This is a genomic window from Hydrogenophaga sp. 70-12 (assembly GCF_001897365.1).
Classification (GTDB): domain Bacteria; phylum Pseudomonadota; class Gammaproteobacteria; order Burkholderiales; family Burkholderiaceae_C; genus Hydrogenophaga; species Hydrogenophaga borbori.
On sequence record NZ_MKSS01000068.1, the window covers coordinates 1 to 19,548 of the forward strand.

At 73.5% G+C, this 19,548-nt stretch carries 13 protein-coding genes; 6 read left to right on the forward strand and 7 right to left on the reverse strand.

What is annotated here, in order from left to right; all coding sequences use genetic code 11:
- From BGO22_RS04405 to BGO22_RS04430, 6 genes are all read right to left on the reverse strand, one after another.
- The coding region (locus BGO22_RS04405) for a response regulator (protein WP_286849255.1) at positions 1-531 on the reverse strand (531 nt) is incomplete at its 3' end.
- A 58-nt stretch (positions 532-589) separates the two neighbouring features.
- Positions 590-6,892, reverse strand: coding sequence for a PAS-domain containing protein (locus BGO22_RS04410; RefSeq protein ID WP_286849258.1), 6,303 nt, complete (start codon positions 6,890-6,892; stop codon positions 590-592).
- Positions 6,893-7,108: 216 nt separating this feature from the next.
- The gene (locus BGO22_RS04415; protein ID WP_070401118.1) at positions 7,109-7,498 is read right to left on the reverse strand and encodes a response regulator; all 390 of its coding nucleotides are present in this window, start codon (positions 7,496-7,498) and stop codon (positions 7,109-7,111) included.
- 199 nt (positions 7,499-7,697) lie between these two features.
- On the reverse strand, positions 7,698-8,876 hold the full coding sequence (locus BGO22_RS04420; protein ID WP_286849263.1) for a glycosyltransferase: 1,179 nt from the start codon (positions 8,874-8,876) through the stop codon (positions 7,698-7,700).
- 101 nt (positions 8,877-8,977) lie between these two features.
- Entirely contained in the window at positions 8,978-10,294 is a 1,317-nt protein-coding gene (locus BGO22_RS04425) for a type II toxin-antitoxin system HipA family toxin (RefSeq protein ID WP_070401116.1), read from the reverse strand.
- Positions 10,295-10,355: 61 nt separating this feature from the next.
- Positions 10,356-10,676 (reverse strand): helix-turn-helix domain-containing protein, encoded by a 321-nt coding sequence (locus tag BGO22_RS04430; protein WP_070401115.1) that lies wholly within the window; start codon positions 10,674-10,676, stop codon positions 10,356-10,358.
- 110 nt (positions 10,677-10,786) lie between these two features.
- Between BGO22_RS04430 and arsC the strand changes: the two genes are divergently transcribed.
- Positions 10,787-11,212: an arsenate reductase (glutaredoxin) gene (gene arsC / locus BGO22_RS04435; protein WP_070401114.1), complete on the forward strand. Its 426-nt coding sequence runs from the start codon at positions 10,787-10,789 to the stop codon at positions 11,210-11,212.
- A 21-nt stretch (positions 11,213-11,233) separates the two neighbouring features.
- Here the strand turns inward: arsC and BGO22_RS04440 are convergent, their stop codons facing one another.
- Positions 11,234-11,983 carry a response regulator transcription factor gene (locus BGO22_RS04440; RefSeq protein ID WP_286849267.1) on the reverse strand — a complete coding sequence of 250 codons (750 nt, stop codon included), beginning with the start codon at positions 11,981-11,983 and terminating at the stop codon, positions 11,234-11,236.
- Between the two features lie 82 nt (positions 11,984-12,065).
- On the opposite strand from BGO22_RS04440, the gene BGO22_RS04445 reads away from it, so the two are divergent.
- The 5 genes from BGO22_RS04445 to BGO22_RS04465 form a co-directional block, all read left to right on the forward strand.
- Positions 12,066-14,645, forward strand: coding sequence for an ATP-binding protein (locus tag BGO22_RS04445; protein ID WP_286849270.1), 2,580 nt, complete (start codon positions 12,066-12,068; stop codon positions 14,643-14,645).
- Between the two features lie 173 nt (positions 14,646-14,818).
- Entirely contained in the window at positions 14,819-15,124 is a 306-nt protein-coding gene (locus tag BGO22_RS04450) for a hypothetical protein (RefSeq protein ID WP_286849271.1), read from the forward strand.
- 157 nt (positions 15,125-15,281) lie between these two features.
- On the forward strand, positions 15,282-17,879 hold the full coding sequence (mprF, locus tag BGO22_RS04455; RefSeq protein WP_286849273.1) for a bifunctional lysylphosphatidylglycerol flippase/synthetase MprF: 2,598 nt from the start codon (positions 15,282-15,284) through the stop codon (positions 17,877-17,879).
- A gap of 155 nt (positions 17,880-18,034) precedes the next feature.
- Complete coding sequence (locus BGO22_RS04460; RefSeq protein ID WP_070401110.1) at positions 18,035-18,391, forward strand: hypothetical protein; 357 nt, start codon at positions 18,035-18,037, stop codon at positions 18,389-18,391.
- On the forward strand, positions 18,388-19,548 hold a 1,161-nt coding region (locus BGO22_RS04465), incomplete at its 3' end, for a trypsin-like peptidase domain-containing protein (RefSeq protein ID WP_286849275.1). The genes BGO22_RS04460 and BGO22_RS04465, both read left to right, overlap by 4 nt.

Genomic DNA, 19,548 nt, shown 5'->3' on the forward strand with positions numbered 1-19,548 from the left:
CTGCACCAGGCTGTCGTTGGCCTGGCGCAGCTCGTCGGCGGTGCGCTGCAGGCTGGCGTGGCTTTCGCGCAGCTCCACCATCGCCACCGCGAGGTTCTGGCGGTCGGCGGCCGACATCTGCCGGAGCTGGTCGTTGGCCTGTTTCAGGCGCAGCTGGGTGCGCACGCGCGCCTGCACCACCGGTGGGTGGATGGGCTTGGCGATGAAGTCGGCCGCGCCGCGCTCCAGGCCGGCCTGTTCGAAATCGGCCTCGGCGTGGCTGGTGACCATGATCACCGGCAGGTCGACCAGCGCCGGGTTGGCCTTGATGGCGTCGAGCACGTCGAAGCCGGAGAGGCCGGGCATCTGGGCGTCCAGCAGCACGATGTCGGGCACGGCGCTGGCGATGCGCTCGAGCGCGTCCTGCCCGTGCATGGCGAAGCGCAGCCGGCCCAGGGGCCGCAGCGCCTTGGCCAGCACCTGCACCATGCCAGGGTCGTCGTCGACGATCAGGATGTCGGGCAGCGCGGCGTCGTTCATGGCGTCGTTCATAACAGAACCTCCGCGCGGCGCGCTGCGGTGCGAACGCCTTCGGGCGGCCGTGCGTCGTTCATGTGGCCAGCTCCCGCTGCAGCAGCTCGGCGGCGGCCGCGAAGTCGAGCGCGCCGATGTGGTTTTCCAGTTCCGAGGCCCGTGCCTCGCCCAGGCGGCGGCGCAGCGCGGCGCCCTGGGTGTCGAACAGGCTCAGGGCGTCGAGGTCGTGGCGCGCGAGCAGCTCGTGCAGGCGGCGCAGCGCCTCGTCGCTGGCGGGCGGCTCGGCGCTGTCGCCGGGCGCGGCGGCCCCGGCCTGCGACAGCCAGGCCCCCGCCGCCAGGCGCAGGCGGCGCAGGCTGGCCTGCAGCTCGCGCCAGGGCGCCTGCAGGGACTGCGCGGGCTGGCCGTCGCGCAGCGCGTTTTCCACCACGCCCGCATGGCGGTGCAGGGCCAGGGCGTCGACCAGGCCGGCCGCCCCGCGCAGCTTGTGCACGCGCGCGGCCAGCCCCTGGCGCGCGTCGGGCGCGAGGGCGGCGGGCAGGGGCTCCTCGGCCAGCGGCGCGAACTCGTCGAACAGGCGGCGCAGGCTGCGGCGCAGCAGCGCCACGTCGCCGCCCAGGCGGCGGTGCGCCTGCGCGCCGTCGATGCCGTCGATCTCGGGCCAGTGATCGGCCACGGCCGCCAGCGGCGCCGGCGCGCTCGGGGGCGCCACGGCCCCGTCCGGGCCCGCCAGCGCCTGCGCCACCACCTCCAGCAGCTGGTCGGGGTCGATGGGCTTGGTGAGGAAGCGGTCCATGCCGGCGTCCAGCGCGCGGCGGCGCTCCTCGGCCAGCGCGCCAGCCGTCAGCGCCACCACCGGCAACTGGCGCAGGTTCGGATCGGCGCGCATCTCGCGCGTGGCCTGCAGGCCGTCCATCTCGGGCATCTGCACGTCCATGAGCACCACGTCGAAGTGCGGCCCGTCGCGCAGCAGGGCCAGGGCCTCGCGGCCATTGCTGGCCAGGTACACGCTGGCGCCCTCGCGCTCCAGCATGTGCTGCGCGATCTCCTGGTTGATCTCGCTGTCGTCCACCACCAGCACGCGCGTGCCGGCCAGGCGCTGCACGGTCTCGGGCGCGGTGTGGCGCTGCGCGTCCAGCACGCGCCGGCTGTGGCCGTGGCGCGCCACCACGCCCTGGTTGACGGCGTTGAACAGCACGGAGGCGTTGACCGGCTTGGTGAGGATGTCGTCGGCCAGGCGCAGGTGGTCCTCGCGCGCGACGCGCTCGCGGTCGCTGGCCGACACCATGAGCGCGGCCGGCAGGCGCAGCAGGCCGTGCCGTTCGGCCAGCGCGGCCAGCGACTGCAGGCCGTTCATGCCGGGCAGCTGCCAGTCCACCAGCAGGGCGTCGGGCAGCGGCTGGCCGGCGGCCAGGCGGCCCTCGATCCAGTGCAGCATGGCCTCGCCCGATTCGCAGGACTCGGTGCGCCAGCCGAAGGCGCGCGCCATGTCCACCAGGGCCTGGCGCTCGGCCGGCACGTCGTCGACCACCAGCACCTCCAGCGCGCCGCTGGGGGCGGTGAGCGGCGCCAGCGCCGAGGGCGTGGCCTCTGCCTCGCGCAGGTTCACCTCGAACCAGAACAGGCTGCCCTGGCCGGGCGCGCTCTGCACGCCGATGCGCCCGCCCATCATCTCGACCAGGTGGCGCACGATGGACAGGCCCAGGCCGGTGCCGCCGTAGCGGCGCGAGGTGGAGGCGTCGGCCTGCGAGAACGGGGTGAACAGGCGCTCCTGCACCTCGGGCGCGATGCCCTCGCCGCTGTCGCGCACCTCGCCGCGCAGGCGCACGGTGCCGCCACCGGACGAGACCAGCCCCAGGCCCACCTCGACCCCGCCCTCGGCGGTGAACTTCAGCGCGTTGCCCAGCAGGTTGGTGAAGACCTGGCGCAGGCGCAGCGCGTCGCCGCTCACCCGCGCCGGCAGATCGGGCGCGGCGCGCACGGTGAGCGCGAGCCGCTTGGCCTCGGCCTGCTGGCGGAACACCGCGTCCAGCTCGGCCAGCAGCACGGAGGGGCTGAAAGGCGCTTCTTCGAGCGTGAAAGCACCGGCCTCGATCTTGGCCATGTCCAGCACGTCGTTGACGATGCCCAGCAGCGACTGGCTGGCCATCTGCGACTTGGCCAGCAGCTGCTGCTGGCGCACGGTGAGCGGCGTGTCGGCCAGCAGGTGCGACAGGCCGATCACCGCGTGCAGCGGCGTGCGGATCTCGTGGCTCATGTTGGCCAGGAACTCGCCCTTGGCGCGCGACGCGGCCTCGGCCGCCTCGGTGGCGTGCACGAGGTCGGTGATGTCGATGCAGAAGCCGGCGATGTGGCCGTCGGGCATGCGGTTCTCGATCATGCGCACCACGCGCCCGCTGCGCAGGCGCTGCAGGAACACGCTGTTGCCCGCGCGGTGATGGGCCATGCGCTGCGCCACCCACTTCTCCCGGTCATCGCCGGTGTCGAGCACCTGGCCGCGCTCGAAGCTGGCGCGGATGATGGTTTCGAACGGCGTGCCGGGTTGCAGCAGGTCGCCCACATGCGCGAACAGGCGGTGGTACTTCTCGTTGCACAGCAGCAGGCGGTCCTCCAGGTCGTAGAGCACGAAGGCCTCGTCCACGGAGTCGATGGCGCCGCGCAGCAGGGCCTCGGTGCGCGCGATGCTCTGCTCGGCGCGCTTGCGCTCGCTCATGTCCATGTAGGTGGTGACGAAGCCACCGCCCGGCATGGGGGTGCCGCGGATCTCCAGCGGCGTGCCGTCGGGACGCACGCGCTCGAAGCGGTGTGGCACGGGACTGCGCGCGTTGGCCAGCAGGCGCTCGATGGTGGGCTCGACGTCGATCTCGCCGTACTCGCCGCGGCGCGCGTTGAAGCGCACGATGTCCTCGAAGCCAGGCACGCCGCGCGCGAACAGGGCGTCGAGTTCGAGCAGGCGCACGAACTCGCTGTTCCAGGCCACCAGCCGAAGATCGGCGTCGAAGGCGCTGATCGCGCAGGGCATGTTCTCCAGGATGCTGTGCTGCAGCGCGTTCACGCGCATCAGCTCGGCCTGCATCAGGTGGCGATCGGTCACGTCCTGCATGGCGCCGACGATCTGCACCACCTTGCCGTCGAAGTCCTGCACCGGCTCGCCCACCACGCGCACGCGCAGCTCGCTGCCCTTGGCCGAGCGGAACGGCAGCTCGATATCGAACGGTTCGGCGCGCCGGCGCGCGGCGCGCAGCGCGTCGAGCAGCTCGCGCTTGGCCTCGCCTTCGTAGAAGCTCAGGGGCGTCGCCGGGTCCAGCGCGAACTCGATGCCGACCTCGTGGATGGCGTACATCTGCGGTGTCCAGACCACCGTGCCGTCGACCACGTCGTACTGCCAGCCGCCCACGCCGGCCACGCGGCCCGTGCGGTTGAGCAGGGCTTCGCTGGCGGCCAGGCGCTGCTGCGATTCCTTGGCGGCGGTGATGTCGCGGTGCGTGCCGTACATCCACAGCGGCTCGCCCTCGGGCGTCCAGCTGTTCACGCGCCCGCGGTCGAGGATCCACACCCAGTAGCCGTTGCGGTGCCGCAGCCGCACCTCGCACTCGTACTGCGCGATCTCGCCCAGGAAGTGGCGGCGCAGCATGTCGCGCGCGCGATCGATATCGTCGGGGTGGATCAGCTGCTGCCAGGCGCCCGGGCCCATGGTGTTGAGCTCGTCCAGCGTGAGGCCGACCATCTCGGCCCAGCGCGCGTTGTACAGGCGCTCGCCGGTCTGCACGTTCCACTCCCAGGTACCGGCGTTGGTGCCGCGCAGGATGTTCTGCAGCCGCTCGCGCTCGCGCGACAGGCTGGCGGTGCGCTCGCGCACCAGCTGTTCCAGGCTGGTGTTGAGCTCCACCACCTCGCGCTGCGCCGCGCGCTCGTCGGTGATGTCGCGCACGATGGCGGCGGTACCCACCGGCTCGCCGCCGGCATCGAGGATCGGCGACAGCGTGATGGAGACTTCCACGCGCTGGCCGCTGCGGGTTCGCAACCAGCGCTCCATGCGCGGCGTGTCCCCGGCGCCGTCCTCGCCCTGGGCCTGCACCTGCGCGCCGTCGTCGTCGGTGGGCACCAGCAGCGATTCGATGGTGGCGCCGGCGGCCTCCTCGGCGCTGTAACCGAACAGCGCCTGCGCACCGCGGTTCCAGGAGGTCACGCGGCCTTCCGGATCGAGGCCGATGATGGCGTCGCGCGTCTGCTCGACGATGGCCGCCAGGCGCAGGCGCTGGCGCCGCACCTCGTCGCTGCGGCTGCCGTTGACCCAGTAGAGGTAGATCAGCGCCAGGCCGACGAGCAGCGCCAGCAGCACCAGGGGCAACTGCCGCACCGCGGCCAGGCGCGCTTCCTCGGCCACGTGCTCCTGCGGCATCACCACCAGGAAGCGCAGCAGGCCGACGTCGCTGTTGGGGTTGCCGCGCAATTCGGCCTGGCCCACCAGCATGAGGCCCTGGGGTCCCTGCCAGCGCGGCGGCCCGCCGGCGCGGTAGGGGTTGACGGCCGCGTACTCGTCCTGCCAACGCTGGCGCTGGCCGGTGTCGAAGCCGTACTCGCGGTCGCGCTGCGGGTGGCGCAGGTAGTCGCCGGCGGCGTTGGTGAGCACGAAGAAGGCGCCCTCGGGCGAGCGCGAGGGGAACTGCATCACGGCGCGATCCAGGTCGACGTGGATGACGACCAGGCCGAAGAGCTGCCCGCGCCCATCGAACACCGGCGTGGCGTAGCGCGCCACCGGGCGGCGTGGCAACACCACCGCGCCGTTCTCGCGGTGCAAGGCCATGTCGTGCACGAACACCATGCCGGGCGCGACCCAGCGCGTGTCGCCCAGTTCTCGCTCATCGAGCGCATCCGTCAGGCGCTCGGGCGGCACCGCCTCCACGCCCAGGCCATTGCGTTCCACGCGCACCAGCTCGCGCGGGTTCGGCCCGGCCAGCAGCAGGCTGACGCGGAACACATCGGCCGAGGTGTCGATGTAGCGCTCGAAGGTCTCCTGCAGGCGCACCCTCCACTGGTCTTCGGTCGAGGCGTCCTCGGGGTCGATGCCCCCGTTCTCCCGCGCACGCACCAGCCCCTGCAGCGGCGGCGAGCCCCCAAGGAACTGCACCGACTTGCGGCGGAACGCGCGCTGGGCCTGGGTGTTGTCGGCGAAGCCCCGCGCCGCCGCCTCGAGCTGGCGCTGCGACTGGTCCATGGCCTGGTTGAAATCGGCGTGGTAGCTCACCGCCAGGCTGATCAGGGCCAGCACGGCGCCGATCAGGGCGCCGCGGCGCAACAAGGGACTGCGCACGAAATCCATCGGCCCCCGCGGCGCGCGCGCCCCGGAGCGGCCAGGCGCGGCGATCCAGTCCATGGCCCGGCGCGAGCGCCGCAGCGCCAGCACCAGGCCGCCGAGCCCGGCGCCGATCAAGGCGACGATGGCCGCCGCCCCGACGGGCGTGGGCCCGGGCAGGTGGGCCTGCAGCGCTTGCGTGGCCTGCAGCCGCAGCGTCCAGCGGCGGCCGTGGGCGTCGAAGCCGCTGTCCAGGCTGGCGACGGTGGCGCCGCCGGTGGGGTCGCGCGCGTCGAAGAGCGGCGAGGGGTCGCCGCCGTCCGCGAGCGTGACGGCGATGTCGCGCGACGCCGGCATCAGCTCGGCCACCAGCTCCTTGATCACCAGGGGCGCGACCACCCAGCCGACGGTGTCGCGCCAGCGGCGCTCGCGGTCGCCGGCCCCGGGGTCAAGGCCGCGGTAGACCGGCAGCAGGAACAGCAGGCCGTGGTCGGGCTGGCCGCCGGGCTGCTTCAGGCTGAGCGGCGCGCTCAGCAGCGCCCGGCCTTCGCGCGCGGCGGCCTCGGCGGCGGCGCGGCGCAGCGGCTCCGAGGCGAGGTCCAGGCCCATGGCGTGCGCGTTCGCGGGCATCGGGTAGACGTACTGCGTCACGTAGGCCTCGCCCGGGTTGGGCCCGAGCTCGCGCACCTGGAAGTCCGCCGGCCCCTCGGCCCGCGCCTGGGCGAGGAAGTCGTCCCTCTGGTCCACGCCGACGCGGCGCACGAAGCCGAAACCGAACGCGCCCGGGAATTCGTGCGGCAGGTCGCGCGTGGCCATGTAGGCCTCGAAGCCGCGGCGGGTGATCGCATCGCCCCCCGCGGCCATGACGGCGCCGCGCGCGCCGCGCAGGCCGTATTCGATCCGGCTCAGGCGGTCCTGCAGGCGTTGCGTGAGCTGGCCCGCCTCTTCGCGCAGGCGCTCCTGCACGCTCTCGGCGCGCTCGGCCTGCGTCCAGGCGGCGGCGACGGCCGCGCACAGCAGCACACCGGCAATCCACAGCCCCCAAGCCCAGCGGTGCGGCGCGTCGTGAGCGACCTTGTCCAAATCCGGTGTCCTTCGGGCCATGGGCCCTGTTGCGCAAACCGCCCGCGTGAGGACCCGGCGGGCCCTGGCGCTGGCGGTGGCGGTGTTGTCAGCCTGCGGCGCCCACGCGGGGGGCGCACGCAAAGCATGCTAACGAGGGATGTCGGCGCCCGGCGCGCGAAATGAAGGGATTCCCCGGGGCAATTCGCCCGGCGGCGCGCCCGGCCGGCCGCGGGCTCAGGCCGCGACGTCCTGCAGCACGGCCGCCGCTTCGGCCTTGCCCAGCGGCTTGGTGAGGTAGCCCTTGACGCTGTGGAAGCCGCCGGCGCGCGCGCGGTCGGCCGGATCGGAGGAGGACGAGAGCATGGCCACCACGGCGCTGCCCCGGTGCGCGGGCGGCAGGGCCTCGAAGGCCTCCAGGAAGGCGAAACCGTCCATCACGGGCATGTTGATGTCCAGCAGGATCAGGTCGACGCCGTGGTCGGGCGAGGCGGCCAGGTGGTCCAGCGCGTCCTGCGCGCGCTCGAAGCCCAGCACCTCGCACGGCACGCCGCAGCGCTGCAGCGCCAGCCGGGTGAACAGCAGATCGCTGTCGCTGTCGTCGACCATCATCACGCGGCGGGGCATCGAATCTCCAAGGGGGCACGAACGGGAAACAACCGCAACTGTAAGCGCCGCGTCAGGGCGCACACAATGCGCGGCCCGAACACCCCAGTGGATCGGGAGGTCGGGATGGCGCGCCGCGCGCGGCCTGGCCCGCCACGGGCTCAGGGCGCCATGGCGTCGACGCACCGCCATGTGAGCGCCCGCTTTCCGCGCGGCCACATCAGCGGGCGGCGGCCGACGCAGGGCCCGCCGCGCCGCGCTCGGCGGGCCGGGGCCTCGCGGGGGCGCGCCCCAGGATGCCGGCCAGGATCTGTGGCACTTCGTACAAGGCGCGGTTGTGGTGGCCGCGCACGCGCTCGCGCCAGGCCGGCAGGTCGGCCAGCAGTGCGCCCACGGCCGGCGCCAGGCCGGCGGCGCGGCGGTAGACCAGGCCCACGCCCTGCTCGCGGATCCAGGTGGCGTTGTAGCGCTCCTGCGGCATGGTCCAGGCGTTGTCGGCAACGACCACCGGCAGGCCGCGCTGCAGGGCCTCGCTCACGCTGCCGGGGCCGGGCTTGCCGATGAAGAAGTCGGCCAGGTCCATGTAGCGCGTCACCTCCGGGGTGAAGCCCACGATGTGGCGCGGCGCGCGCGCCGGCAGCCCGGCCAGGGCCCGCGCCAGGGCCTGGTTGTGGCCGCACATCAGGATCAGCGGCACGTCCGGCAGGCGCCGCGCGATGCCCAGCATGGCGCGCGAGCCGTGGCCGCCGAACAGCACCAGGCCAGTGGGCCGATGCGGGTCCAGGCCCAGGCGCGCGCGTTCGGCCGCGCGGTCGGCCACGGGCGGGTCGTAGAAGCCGGGGCGCAGGATCATGCCGCTGGTGGCGTGCACGCGCGAGGGCGCGTGGCCGGCCGCCAGGGCCTGGGCCCGCGCGCGCGGCGTGCCGCAGATGAAATGCTGCGGCTGGCCGCGCTCGATCCAGAAGCGCGGCGGGTGGTCGGCCAGGTCGGTGAGCACGGTGGCGTAGGGCACGCCGGGGCGCGCCAGTGCCAGGCTTTGGTAGAGCGCTCGGTTGAAGTTGGGGATGAGCGAGACCACCAGGTCGGGCTGGGTGGCGGCCCAATGCGCGCGCAGCCGGCGCACCAGGGTCGGGTGGGCCAGGCGGATCACGGCCTGCAGCAGCTTCAGTTCCTGCGACATGCCCAGGGTCCAGCCGCGCGCGAGGCGGCGGTTGTACCAGTCCTCGGGTGCGCTGCCGGTGAGGCGGCGAAAGCTCTGCGAGGGGTCCAGCACCTCGAACAGGTTGACCAGGCGCACGGTCCAGGGCAGCTGCCGTTCGTTCAGCACGCCCTGCAGGGCCAGGGCGGAGGCGCGGTGGCCGCCGCCGGCGTTGAAGTAGATGAGATCGACCTGGGTCATGGGCCTGCCGCGCGTGGTGGCGAAGCGAACAGGCTATGAAGGTCAGGCGACAGTGGCGTGACGTCCGGGCGACGCCGCGGTGACGGCCGCGGCCGGGGCGTTCAGGCAGAGCCGGGCGATTCGCGCGTGAGCGCCACGCCGCCCTGCAGGCGCTCGCTCACGCTGCGCCGCACGCTGTCGGGCGCCTCGGCCAGCAGGGCGGGCCAGTCGGCCTGGGCGCGGCGCACGGTGTCGCGGCACACGCGCAGCAGCGCGCCGGGGCGCGGCAGGCCGGCGGCGGCGATCAGCTCGCGCAGCGCGTCCCAGCCGAAGGCACGCAGCCTGGCGTCGATGCCGCGGTTGACGCCGTAGTCGGGCTCGGGCACGGCCTCGAACAGCGCGCTCACGCAGACCGGGTCGTACAGCGGCGCCAGGCGGGGCTCTCGCCCGTCGGGGTAGACCAGGGCCCAGTTCTTCAGGTGGGCGTCGGTGTTGCCCATGAGGACGAAGGCCACGAAGCGCTGCAGGAACTCGCGCACGTCGGGCACCGGCGCGCTGGAGTAGCGGTCGAGCACGGCGAGCATGCGGCCGTAGTCCTCGCGGATGCCGCGGCCGTACTTGGCGCGCGGCGCGTAGCCCAGCGCCTGCGCAAACTCCTCCATGTGCACCCGCCGGCCGTCCTGGCGGTCGAAGCGCCGCACGGCCAGGATCTCCTCGAACGGGACCCGCTCGGGCAGATCGGCTTCGGCGCGGGCGATCACCCGGGCCTCGGCCGTGCGCAGGCCCAGGGCGGCGCACAGGCGGTAGCCCGCGGCCTCGTTGCGCACCAGGTCGGGGTGGCGGCTGGTCGGCAGCTTGAGGATGAACTCGCCGGCCGCCCCGTGGCGGCGCACCACGTAGCGGCGGCCGTCCTGCACGGCGGAGAACTTCGCGATCACACCGGGCAAGGCGGTGGCGTCCTCCACCGGGTCTTCGACGAAGCCGGGCTCCAGCACGTCCAACCCCAGCGCGGTGTGCCAGTGGCGCACGGCCTGGGGTATCTCCTGGTGCGCGGGCGGCGGCTCCACCTCCAGCGCGCCCATGAGGTCGTGGCCGGCGGCGGCGAGCAGCTCGAACTCGTCGTCCACGTCGCAGCCGCGCTGGCGCGCCAGGCGCTCGCGGTTGTGGCCCTCGGGCAGCAGGTTCTGGAAGAACACCGGCCAGCGGCCGTCGACGCGCACCAGGCGCTCGTCGCGCGGCGCGGACAGGATCTGGCGCGTCTGCGCGTCGTTCACCCCGCGCAGGCTCATGGACACCGTGGGCCGCTGCGGATCGGCGATGTAGTCCTCGTCGAAGGACACCCGCAGGATGTCGCCGTAGCGCGAGAGGTGGCCGATGCCGCGCCGCCCACCCTGCGGCAGGTGCAGGTACAGGCGCAGGTAGCGGATGGCGGTGCTCACAGGGCGGCCCTCCGCGCGGCGCGCGGCGGCGCGAACCCTTTCGGCGGGCCGGGCGGCGCCATCAGCGCGACTTGCCCGGCGCGGGCTCGGGCACCGCGAGCAGGTCCACCACCGACTTGGGCGCGCCCACGCCGGCCGGCTGGGCCATCAGGCGGCCGCCCGCGCGCACGAAGTCGTCGATGGCGGGGCGCAGCTCGCGCGGCACCAGCATGAGCTCCAGCCCGAGCGTGCGCGCGAGTTCCTGCAGGGTGGACAGGCGGGGGTCCAGCCCGGCCTCCAGCCGGCCCACGGTCATGCGGTTCACGCCGGCGCGCTCGGCGAGCTCGGCCTGCGTCAGACCGCTGGCCTTGCGAGCGGCTTCCAGCTCGTCCAAAATGCTCATATAAGCGATCATTTTTTATGAAAAGCCAATTTAACTTAGCTTTTTCAGACTATCAAGCCAAAATGATTGATTTGAGTAGCTTTTATTCAAAAAAGATAATTTTATAGATCATGAACGGGCACCAGATTTACCACAACCCCGCCTGCGGCACCTCGCGCAACACCCTGGCGCTGATGCGCCACTGCGGCGTCGAGCCAAAGGTCATCGAATACCTCAACACACCGCCCACGCGCCAGGAGTTGCGCGAGCTGCTCGCCGCCATGGGCCTGGGCGTGCGCGACATCCTGCGCGAGCGCGGCACGCCCTACGCCGAGCTGGGCCTGGACCAGCCGCACTGGAGCGACGAGCAACTGCTCGACTTCATCGAGGCCCACCCCATCCTGATGAACCGCCCCATCGTGGTCACGCCCCTGGGCACGCGGCTGTGCCGGCCGTCGGAGCGGGTGCTGGACCTGCTGCCCGAGCCGCCGAAGAAGGCCTTCGTCAAGTCGGACGGCGAGGCCGTGCTGGACGATCAGGGCCGGCGCCTGCGCTGAGCGCCGCGCGGGGCCCCCGGTTCAATAGAGCGTCTCCACCGCGGCATTGAACCGGTAGCCCGCCCCGCGCTCGGTCACGATCAGCAGGGGCTTGCTGTGGTCGGCCTCGATCTTGCGGCGCAGGCGCAGCACCTGCACGTCGATCGCGCGGTCGTAGACCTCGGCGCTGTGCAGGCGCGACAGCTCCAGCAACTGGTCACGGCTGAGCACGCGCTGCGGTGCGGCGCAGAAAGCCATCAGCAGGCTGAACTCGTTGTTGCCCAGCTCCACCTTGCGCCCGTCGGGCCCGGTGAGGCGGCGCGTGCGCAGGTTCAGCTCCCAGCCGGCGAAGCGGAAGGCGCGGCGCTGGTCCTCGCGCACGCCTTCCTCGGGCGCCCGCGGCTGGTAGCGGCGCAGCACGGCGCGGATGCGCGCCAGCAGCTCGCGCGGGCTAAAGGGCTTGGTGACGTAGTCGTCGGCGCCGAGCTCCAGGCCCATCACGCGGTCGGCCTCCTCGGCGCGGCCGGTCAGCAGGACCACCGGCACCGGCGCGCGCTCGCGCAGCTGGCGCGCCAGCGCCAGCCCATCCTCGCCCGGCAGGCGCAGGTCCAGCACCACCAGGTCGATGGCCTCCTGGTCGAACACCTCGAACAGGCGCCGCCCGCTGTCGACCGCGCTCACGCGCATGTCGGCCTCGCCCAGGTAACCCTGCAGCAGCTCGCGCAGCGCGGGGTCGTCGTCCACCACCAGGATGTGCGGCGGGTGGGTACTGGCCTGGGCGTCGTCGGTCATCGGCGGCAGAGGAATGTCGTGGCGAACGGTGCGGCGCGTGCCCGCATCCGCTATGGTCGATGGTAGCGTCCACCCCCGCCCCATGGCCTACGAACAAGCCCCCACCCCGATCAGCGAGCTCTCGCTCGACGACGGTGGCGCGTCCGCCGCGCGCGCGCCGCGCTGGCGCGAGCTGCTGTTCGACCGGGTCGTCATCGTGCCGGTGCTGATCGCCGCCTGCCTCGCCGGCGGCCTGGGCGTCGGCCTGGCCACGCTGCGCCAGCAGGTGCTCAACAGCGAGGAGCGCATGCTCGCGGCCCTGTCCGCTGCCCTGGCCGACCAGGCCGACAACGCGCTGGCCGCCGCGCAGACCGCGATGCAGGCCACGGCCGAGGAAATCGTGGGCGGCGCCTGGGTGCCCGACACCGTGGTGGCCGGCGCCGTGCTGCGCGCGCGCGCCGCCGCCCTGCCCGCCGCGCGCCAGATGCTGCTGCTCGACGCCCAGGCCAATGTGCTGCAGGCCGCCGACGAGGAACTGGAAGAGCCCCCGCACGCGCGCGCCGACTACTTCCTCAGCGCGCTCGCCGCCGCGCCGGGCTCGGCCCACATCGGTGCGCCCACCGTGTGGCCGGGGCAGGACACGCCCTGGATCCCGCTGTCCATGCCCTGGTCCACGCCCCATGGGCGGCACAGCGGGGTGATCGTGGTGGCGGCCGACACGGCCCTGCTGCTCGGCGGCTTCGAGCGGCGCTCGCCCGCGCCCGACGCGCGCCTGCGCGTGCTGCGCATCGACGGCACGCCGCTGCTGGAATCCGATCCGTCCAGCGGCTGGCCCGAGCGCGCTGGCACGCTGCATCCGCCCGCCGGCGTGAGCGCCTGGACGCAAATCGTGTCCCGTCCCGGCGACGACGGCCGGCGCCACGACCTGCTGCTGGCCGGCCATGCGATGCAGCGCGCCCCGCTGGCCGTGGTGCTCTCGCGCGACACGCAGGTGGTGCTGGCCGACTGGCACCTGCAGGCCTGGCTGGTGGGCGGCTTCGCGCTCGCCGCGCTGCTGGTCACCACCGTGCTGAGCCTGCGCCACGCGCGCGAACAGCGCTGGCGCGAACACAGCCAGCGCGACCTGCAGCGCCAGCGCGAACGCGCCGCGCGCGCCTTCGCCGCCGCCCGCGAAGGCCTGTGGGAATGGGACCCGGCGAGCGAGCGCCACTACCTGTCGCCGCGCATGCGCGAACTGCTGGGCTTCGACGCCAGCGCCGGCGCCCCGCCGGCCACGCACGCGCTGTCCTGGCCCGATCGCGTGAGCCAGGACGACCGCCGCCGCCTGCGCGAGGCGATCGACGCGCACGTGCGCGAGCGCACGCGCGACTTCTCCGTCACCCTGCGTGTGATGCCGCCCGGCCAGCCGCCGCGCCACGTGCGCCTGCGCGGCCAGGGCCTGCGCGACGCGCGCGAACAGTTGCTGCTGCTGGCCGGCACCGCCTACGACGTGTCCGACGAGGTGGCGGTGTCGGAGGCCGCGCGCCGGCTCGACGAACAGCTGCAGCGCGCGCGCCAGTTCGAGGCCCTGGGCGCGCTGGCCGGCGGCGTGGCGCACGACTTCAACAACGTGCTCGCGGCCATCCTGGGTTTCGGCGAACGCGCGCGCGCGCTGGTGCCCGAGGGCAGCGCGCTGGCCGGCCACGTGCAGCACATGCTCAGTGCCGGCGAGCGCGGCAAGACCCTGGTCGCGCGCATGATGGCCTTCGGCCGCACAGGGCAGGGCCTGCGCCAGCCCTACCGCCCGCGCGCGCTGGTGCAGGAAGCCTGGACCCTGGCCGTGCAGGGCGTGCCGGAAAGCGTGCAGGCGCGGCTCGACCTCGACGCCGAGGACCCGGAGCTGGTGGGCGATGGCGTGGCCTTCTTCGAGGCCGCGCTCAACCTCCTGCGCAACGCGGTGCAGGCGGTGGGCGATCGCGGCACGCTGTGCGCGCGCCTGTCCAGCGAAACCGTGGACCAGCCGCGCGTGCTCTGGCAAGGCAGTCTGCGCCCGGGCCGCTGGCTGGGTCTGCGGGTGGAAGATGACGGGCCCGGCATCGACGCCGAGCACCTGCCGCGCCTGCTCGAACCCTTCTACAGCACGCGCAGCGCGCAGGGCGGCACCGGCCTGGGCCTGGCCGTGGTGCATGCAGCGGTGCGCGACGCGCACGGCGCGATCGACCTGCGCACCGCGCCCGGCGAGGGCACCACCATCACCCTGTACCTGCCGCTGCCCGAGCCCGCCACCGCGCCCACGGCGCCCGGCGCCGAAGAGGCCGCGTGGTCCGGCCAGGGCGAGGTGGTGCTGGTGGTCGACGACGAACCCGCGCTCGTGGCCTTGCTGGAAGAGCACCTGGCCGAACGCGGCTTCGAGCCGCGCGGCTTCAGCGACGCCGAGTTGGCCTGGCAGGCGTTCAAGGCCGAACCGGGACTGTTCGCCGCCGTGCTGAGCGACCAGGCCATGCCGCGCCTGGGCGGGCTGGAGCTGATCGAGCGCTGCCGGCGCCTGTCGCCCGGCGTGGTGACCATCATCGCCACGGCCTACGGCGGCACCGACTTCGGCGCGCGTGCCAGCGCCGCTGGTGTACAGGCGGTGCTGGCCAAGCCGCTGAGCTGGAGCGAGCTCGACGCCGTCCTGCAGCGGCTGCTGCGCGCCCCGCGCTGATCCCCTCCCCTCAAGCCCCGGGGGGCGCCCCTTGCCCGCGCTCTGTTGCAAGTGAAATGCCGCCACCCGGGCGACGACACGCCGCGATGCACGAGCACCGCCACGATCCGCCCCGTGGTCGATGACACGCAGCATCGACCGCGACACACAAGCACTGCGACCACGGAGTTTTCATGCTGAACACGCGCAACACCCTCATCGCCGCCGCCATCCTCGCCCTGGGCGCCAGTGCCTGGGCGCAAGGCAGCACCAGCGGCGCGCTCAAGCAACCGGCCCCGCCGGTCCCGGCCAGCGCACCCGCTGCCATGCCGTCCACCCCCGCACCCGCCGCCATGCCGGCCGCCACCCCGCCGGCCGCCGACAAGATGGCGACCAAGCCGGCCGTGAAGAAGGCCGAGAAGAAACACGCCAAGGCCACGAAGAAAGACCACAAGATGAAGAAGACCACCCACAAGCCGGCCGCCAAACCCGCGCAGTAAACCCCTCCGTTTTCAGACGGCCGGCTGGACGGGCCCGTGCCGTTTGCCCCCTTGGCGGACCTCCGGGTCCGCCTTTTTTATGCGCCGTCGCGCTCGGGTAATCGCGACGGGCCCCGCCTTTACCGCAACATGGCGGCACACCCCCTGCCCGCACCCCATGCCCTCGACCCCCTGGCCCCGCCCCTCCCTCGCCACCCTGGCCCGCTGGCGGGCCTGGCCCTGGCGCTGGCTGTTCAGCCTCGCGAGCCTGGCCCTGCTCGCGCTGGCGCTGTGGTGGCTGCACCGCGAGCTCGCCCACCTGCGCCCCGCCGACGTGCGCCACGCCATCGCGGCCCTGCCCGCCTCGGCCCTGCTCGCGGCGCTGGCGGCCACCGCCATCAGCTACGCCGCCCTGGCGGGGCAGGACGCCCTGGCCCTGCGCCTGATCGGGCGGCCGCTGCCGGCGCCTCGCGTGGCCGCCACCGCGTTCATGGCCACGGCCGTCGGGCACAACCTGGGCTTTGCCCTGGTCAGCGGGGGCGCGGTGCGCCTGCGCCTGTATGGCGCCTGGGGCCTGTCGGCCGCCGAAGTCGCCACCGTCATGGGACTCGGCGCCGCGGGACTGGCGATGGGCCTGCTGTTCTGCGGCGGGTTCGCGCTGGCCCTGGAGCCCCCGACCCTGCTGGCCGCGTTGGGCCTGCCAGCGGCCCTGGGCCACGGGGTGGGCCTGCTGCTGGCCGCCCTGCCCCTGGCCGGTCTGGCCTGGCTCGCCCGCGCCCGGCCCGGCCAGGCCTTGCCCTGGTGGCCCTACCCCCGGCCCCGACCCACGGCCGGCCTGGCCTCGCTCACCCTGGCCGTGATCGACCTGTCGGCCGCCTCCCTGGTGCTGTGGAGCCTGCTGCCCGCGGGCACGGTGGGCTGGCCAAGCTTCCTGGGCCTGTTCGTGCTGGCCGCGCTGGTGGGCATCGCCAGCCACGTGCCCGGCGGGCTGGGCGTGTTCGAAGCGGTGCTGATCGCGGGCCTGCCGCAGGCGAACGCGCAGGACCTGCTGGCCGCGGCCCTCGCCTACCGCGCCATCTACTACCTGCTGCCCCTGGCACTGACGGCGTTGATCGCCAGCGCCATGCTGCTGCGCGCGCACGGGCGCCGCTGGTGGCGCCTGGCGCGGCGCGCGCAGCCCGCGGTCACCTGGGTCGCACCCTGGGTGGGCAGCGCCATGGTCTTCGCCGCTGGCGCGGTGCTGCTGGTCTCCGGCAGCCTGCCGGCGCGCGGCGAGCGGCTGCACTGGCTCGGTGGCGTGCTGCCCCTGCCGCTGCTGGAGGTCTCGCACCTTGCGGGCAGCCTCATCGGCCTGGCGCTGCTGGTGCTGTCGCAGGCGCTGCTGCGCCGCATCGCGGCCGCGCACCGCCTGGCGGTATTGCTGCTGCTCGCAGGCGCGGCGGCGTCTCTGGTGAAGGGCCTGGACGTGGAGGAATCCGCCATCGCGCTGCTGACGGCGGGTGTGCTGTACGCGGGACGCGCGGCCTTCAACCGCCCCGCGCGGCTGGAGCCCACCGACCTGGGCCCCGCGGCCTGGCTGGGCATCGGCGCGGTGGTGCTGGCCAGCGCCTGGGTGGGCCTGTTCAGCTACCGGCACGTGGAGTACCGCAACGAACTCTGGTGGCATGTCGCGCTGCACGGCAACGCGCCACGCTACCTGCGCGCCACCCTGCTGGTGTCGGTGGCCTGCGCCACGCTGGCGCTGTGGCAGGCGGTGCGGCCCCGACCGCCGGGCAGCGCCGAGCCCACGGCCGGCGGCCTGAAGACGGCCCAGCGACTGATAGCCGAGGCCCCCCGCACCGATGCCGCCCTGGCCCTGCTGGGCGACAAGCGCCTGCTGATCGACCCCGAGGGCCTGGCCTTTGTGATGTACCAGGTGCACGGCGGCAGCTGGATCGCCATGGGCGACCCCGTGGGCGCCGCGCCCGAGGGCGACCGCCTGGCCTGGCAGCTGCTGGAAATGGCCGACCGCCACGGCGCGCGCGCGGCGTTCTATCAGGTCGAGGCGCACCGGCTGCCGCTCTACCTGGACATGGGCCTGGCCGCCACCAAGCTGGGCGAGGAGGCGATCGTGCCGCTGGCCGGCTTCAGCCTGGAGGGCGCGGCCCGCGCCAACCTGCGGCGCTCGCACCGCAAGGCCGAGCGCGAGGGCCTGCGCTACGAGGTGATCGACGCGGCGGCGGTGGACGCCGCGCTGCCGCGCCTGCGGGCCGTGTCGCAGGCCTGGCTGCAGGGCAAAACCACGCGCGAGAAGGGCTTCTCGCTGGGGCGCTTCGACGAGTCCTACCTGCGCCACTTCCCACACGCCCTGGTGTGGCGCGGCGATGAGCTGGTGGCCTTCGCCAACCTGTGGACCGGCGACGGCCGCACGGAACTGTCCATCGATCTCATGCGCCACCTGCCCACGGCGCCCGGTGGCGTGATGGACTACCTCTTCGTGGAGACCATGCTCTGGGGCGCGGCGCGCGGCTTTCAACGCTTCAACCTGGGCATGGCGCCACTGGCCGGGCTGGAAACGCACCCGCTGGCGCCGCTGTGGCACCGCGTGGGCACCGCCCTGTTCCACAACGGCGAGCACTTCTACAACTTCCAGGGCCTGCGCGCCTACAAGGCCAAGTTCGACCCGGTCTGGCAGCCTCGCTACCTGGCCGCGCCCGGCGGCCTGGCCCTGCCGGGCGTGCTGTTCGACCTGGCCTCGCTCATCGGCGGCGGCTGGCGCGGCATCGTCGCGCGCTGACGCCGCCCGCCAGGCGATCCTCCCTTCTCCGTTGCATACGAAACATGGGCGCCGCGGCCGGTAGCCGGCCCGCAACCTCCCGCGCGCATGATTTTTTCCACGCCGGCACCGTGGCAATCCCGCCGCCGCGCCGGCCCCAACGACTGGAGAAGTTCATGCAACAGAACCCCTTGCCATCGTCGGTGACCGGTATCGATTCGCTGATCCACGCGGCCGGTCACCACCGTCCGCTCGCGCCTGGCGCGACCACCACCAACCTCGTGCCGCTGCTCGACGACGTGCGCGACGCCATGGTGGCCATCTACTGCGACCACGACGCGCAGGCCGCGCACCGCATCGAGCACGCCCGCTCGCTGCTGCGCGATCAGGCGGGTGCCTCGATGGCGGCCTGGTCCCTGCTGGAGGAGGCGGCCTTTCACCTGCGGCTGCACCACCCGTGGTCCGCGCTGTCGGCCCTGCGCCAGGCCGGTGACGCGCTGCTGATGGCGCGACTGGACGGAGGCCGAGCATGAACAAACCCCTGATGAGCGCGCGCTACCTGCGCCTCCGCCTGTTGCCGCTGGTGACGGCCATGCTGGTGTCGGGCGCCGTGGGCGGCCTGGCCGTGAGCTGGGGCCTCTCGCGCCACGGCAACCCAGCCTCCATACCCGCCGCCGCCACCACCACGCCGACCGCCTTCCTGCGCACCGCCGCGTCGGTGGCGGCGCCCGCCGGTGGCCCGGTCGACTTCGCCACCATCGCGCAGGTCAATGGCGCGGCGGTGGTCAACATCTCGGTCAGCGGCACGCGCCGCGTGGGCCTGTCGGGCGACGGCGCGTCGCGCCAGGGCGCCAATCCCTTCGGCTTCCCCCTCCCCTTCCCCGACGGAAGCGGCGAAGCCCCCCGCCAGGACATCGTGCGCGGCCAGGGCTCGGGTTTCATCGTCGACAAGGACGGCCTGGTGCTGACCAACGCGCACGTGGTGGACGGCGCCTCGCACGTCACGGTGAAGCTGCCCGACCGGCGCGAGTTCCAGGCCCGCGTGCTCGGCACCGACCCCATGACCGACGTGGCCGTGCTCAAGATCGAGGCCAAGAACCTGCCCACCGTGCCGCTCGGCACCGAGAAGGACCTGCGCGTGGGCGATTGGGTGCTGGCCATTGGCTCGCCCTACGGCTTCGAGAACACCGCCACCGTGGGCGTGGTCAGCGCCAAGGGCCGATCGCTGCCCGACGAAAGCTACGTGCCCTTCATCCAGACCGACGCGGCGATCAACCCCGGCAACTCCGGCGGCCCGCTGTTCAACGCGCGCGGCCAGGTGGTCGGCATCAACTCGCAGATCTTCAGCCACACCGGCGGTTACCAGGGCCTGTCCTTCTCCATCCCGATTGACGTCGCCTTGAAGGTGAAGGACCAGATCGTGAAGAGCGGCCAGGCGCAGCACGCGCGCCTGGGCGTGGCGGCGCAGGAAGTGAACCAGACACTGGCCGAATCCTTCGGACTGGATGCGCCGCGGGGCGCGCTGGTGGCGCAGGTGGAGCCCGGCAGCCCCGCCGACAAGGCCGGCCTGCGGTCGGGCGACGTCATCCTGCGCGTAGGCAAGGAGCCGGTGGACCGCATCGCTGACCTGCCGCTGCTGGTGGGCCAGGCGCAGCCCGGCGAGCGCGTGGACATCGGCTACTGGCGCGAC

Coding starts and splice junctions, on each gene's coding strand:
- BGO22_RS04450 (WP_286849271.1), top strand. CDS start 14,819: ATGCTGAACACGCGCAACACCCTCATCGCCGCCGCCATCCTCGCCCTG.
- mprF (WP_286849273.1), top strand. CDS start 15,282: ATGCCCTCGACCCCCTGGCCCCGCCCCTCCCTCGCCACCCTGGCCCGC.
- BGO22_RS04415 (WP_070401118.1), bottom strand. CDS start 7,498: ATGCCCCGCCGCGTGATGATGGTCGACGACAGCGACAGCGATCTGCTG.
- BGO22_RS04430 (WP_070401115.1), bottom strand. CDS start 10,676: ATGAGCATTTTGGACGAGCTGGAAGCCGCTCGCAAGGCCAGCGGTCTG.
- BGO22_RS04420 (WP_286849263.1), bottom strand. CDS start 8,876: ATGACCCAGGTCGATCTCATCTACTTCAACGCCGGCGGCGGCCACCGC.
- BGO22_RS04460 (WP_070401110.1), top strand. CDS start 18,035: ATGCAACAGAACCCCTTGCCATCGTCGGTGACCGGTATCGATTCGCTG.
- arsC (WP_070401114.1), top strand. CDS start 10,787: ATGAACGGGCACCAGATTTACCACAACCCCGCCTGCGGCACCTCGCGC.
- BGO22_RS04445 (WP_286849270.1), top strand. CDS start 12,066: ATGGCCTACGAACAAGCCCCCACCCCGATCAGCGAGCTCTCGCTCGAC.
- BGO22_RS04440 (WP_286849267.1), bottom strand. CDS start 11,983: ATGACCGACGACGCCCAGGCCAGTACCCACCCGCCGCACATCCTGGTG.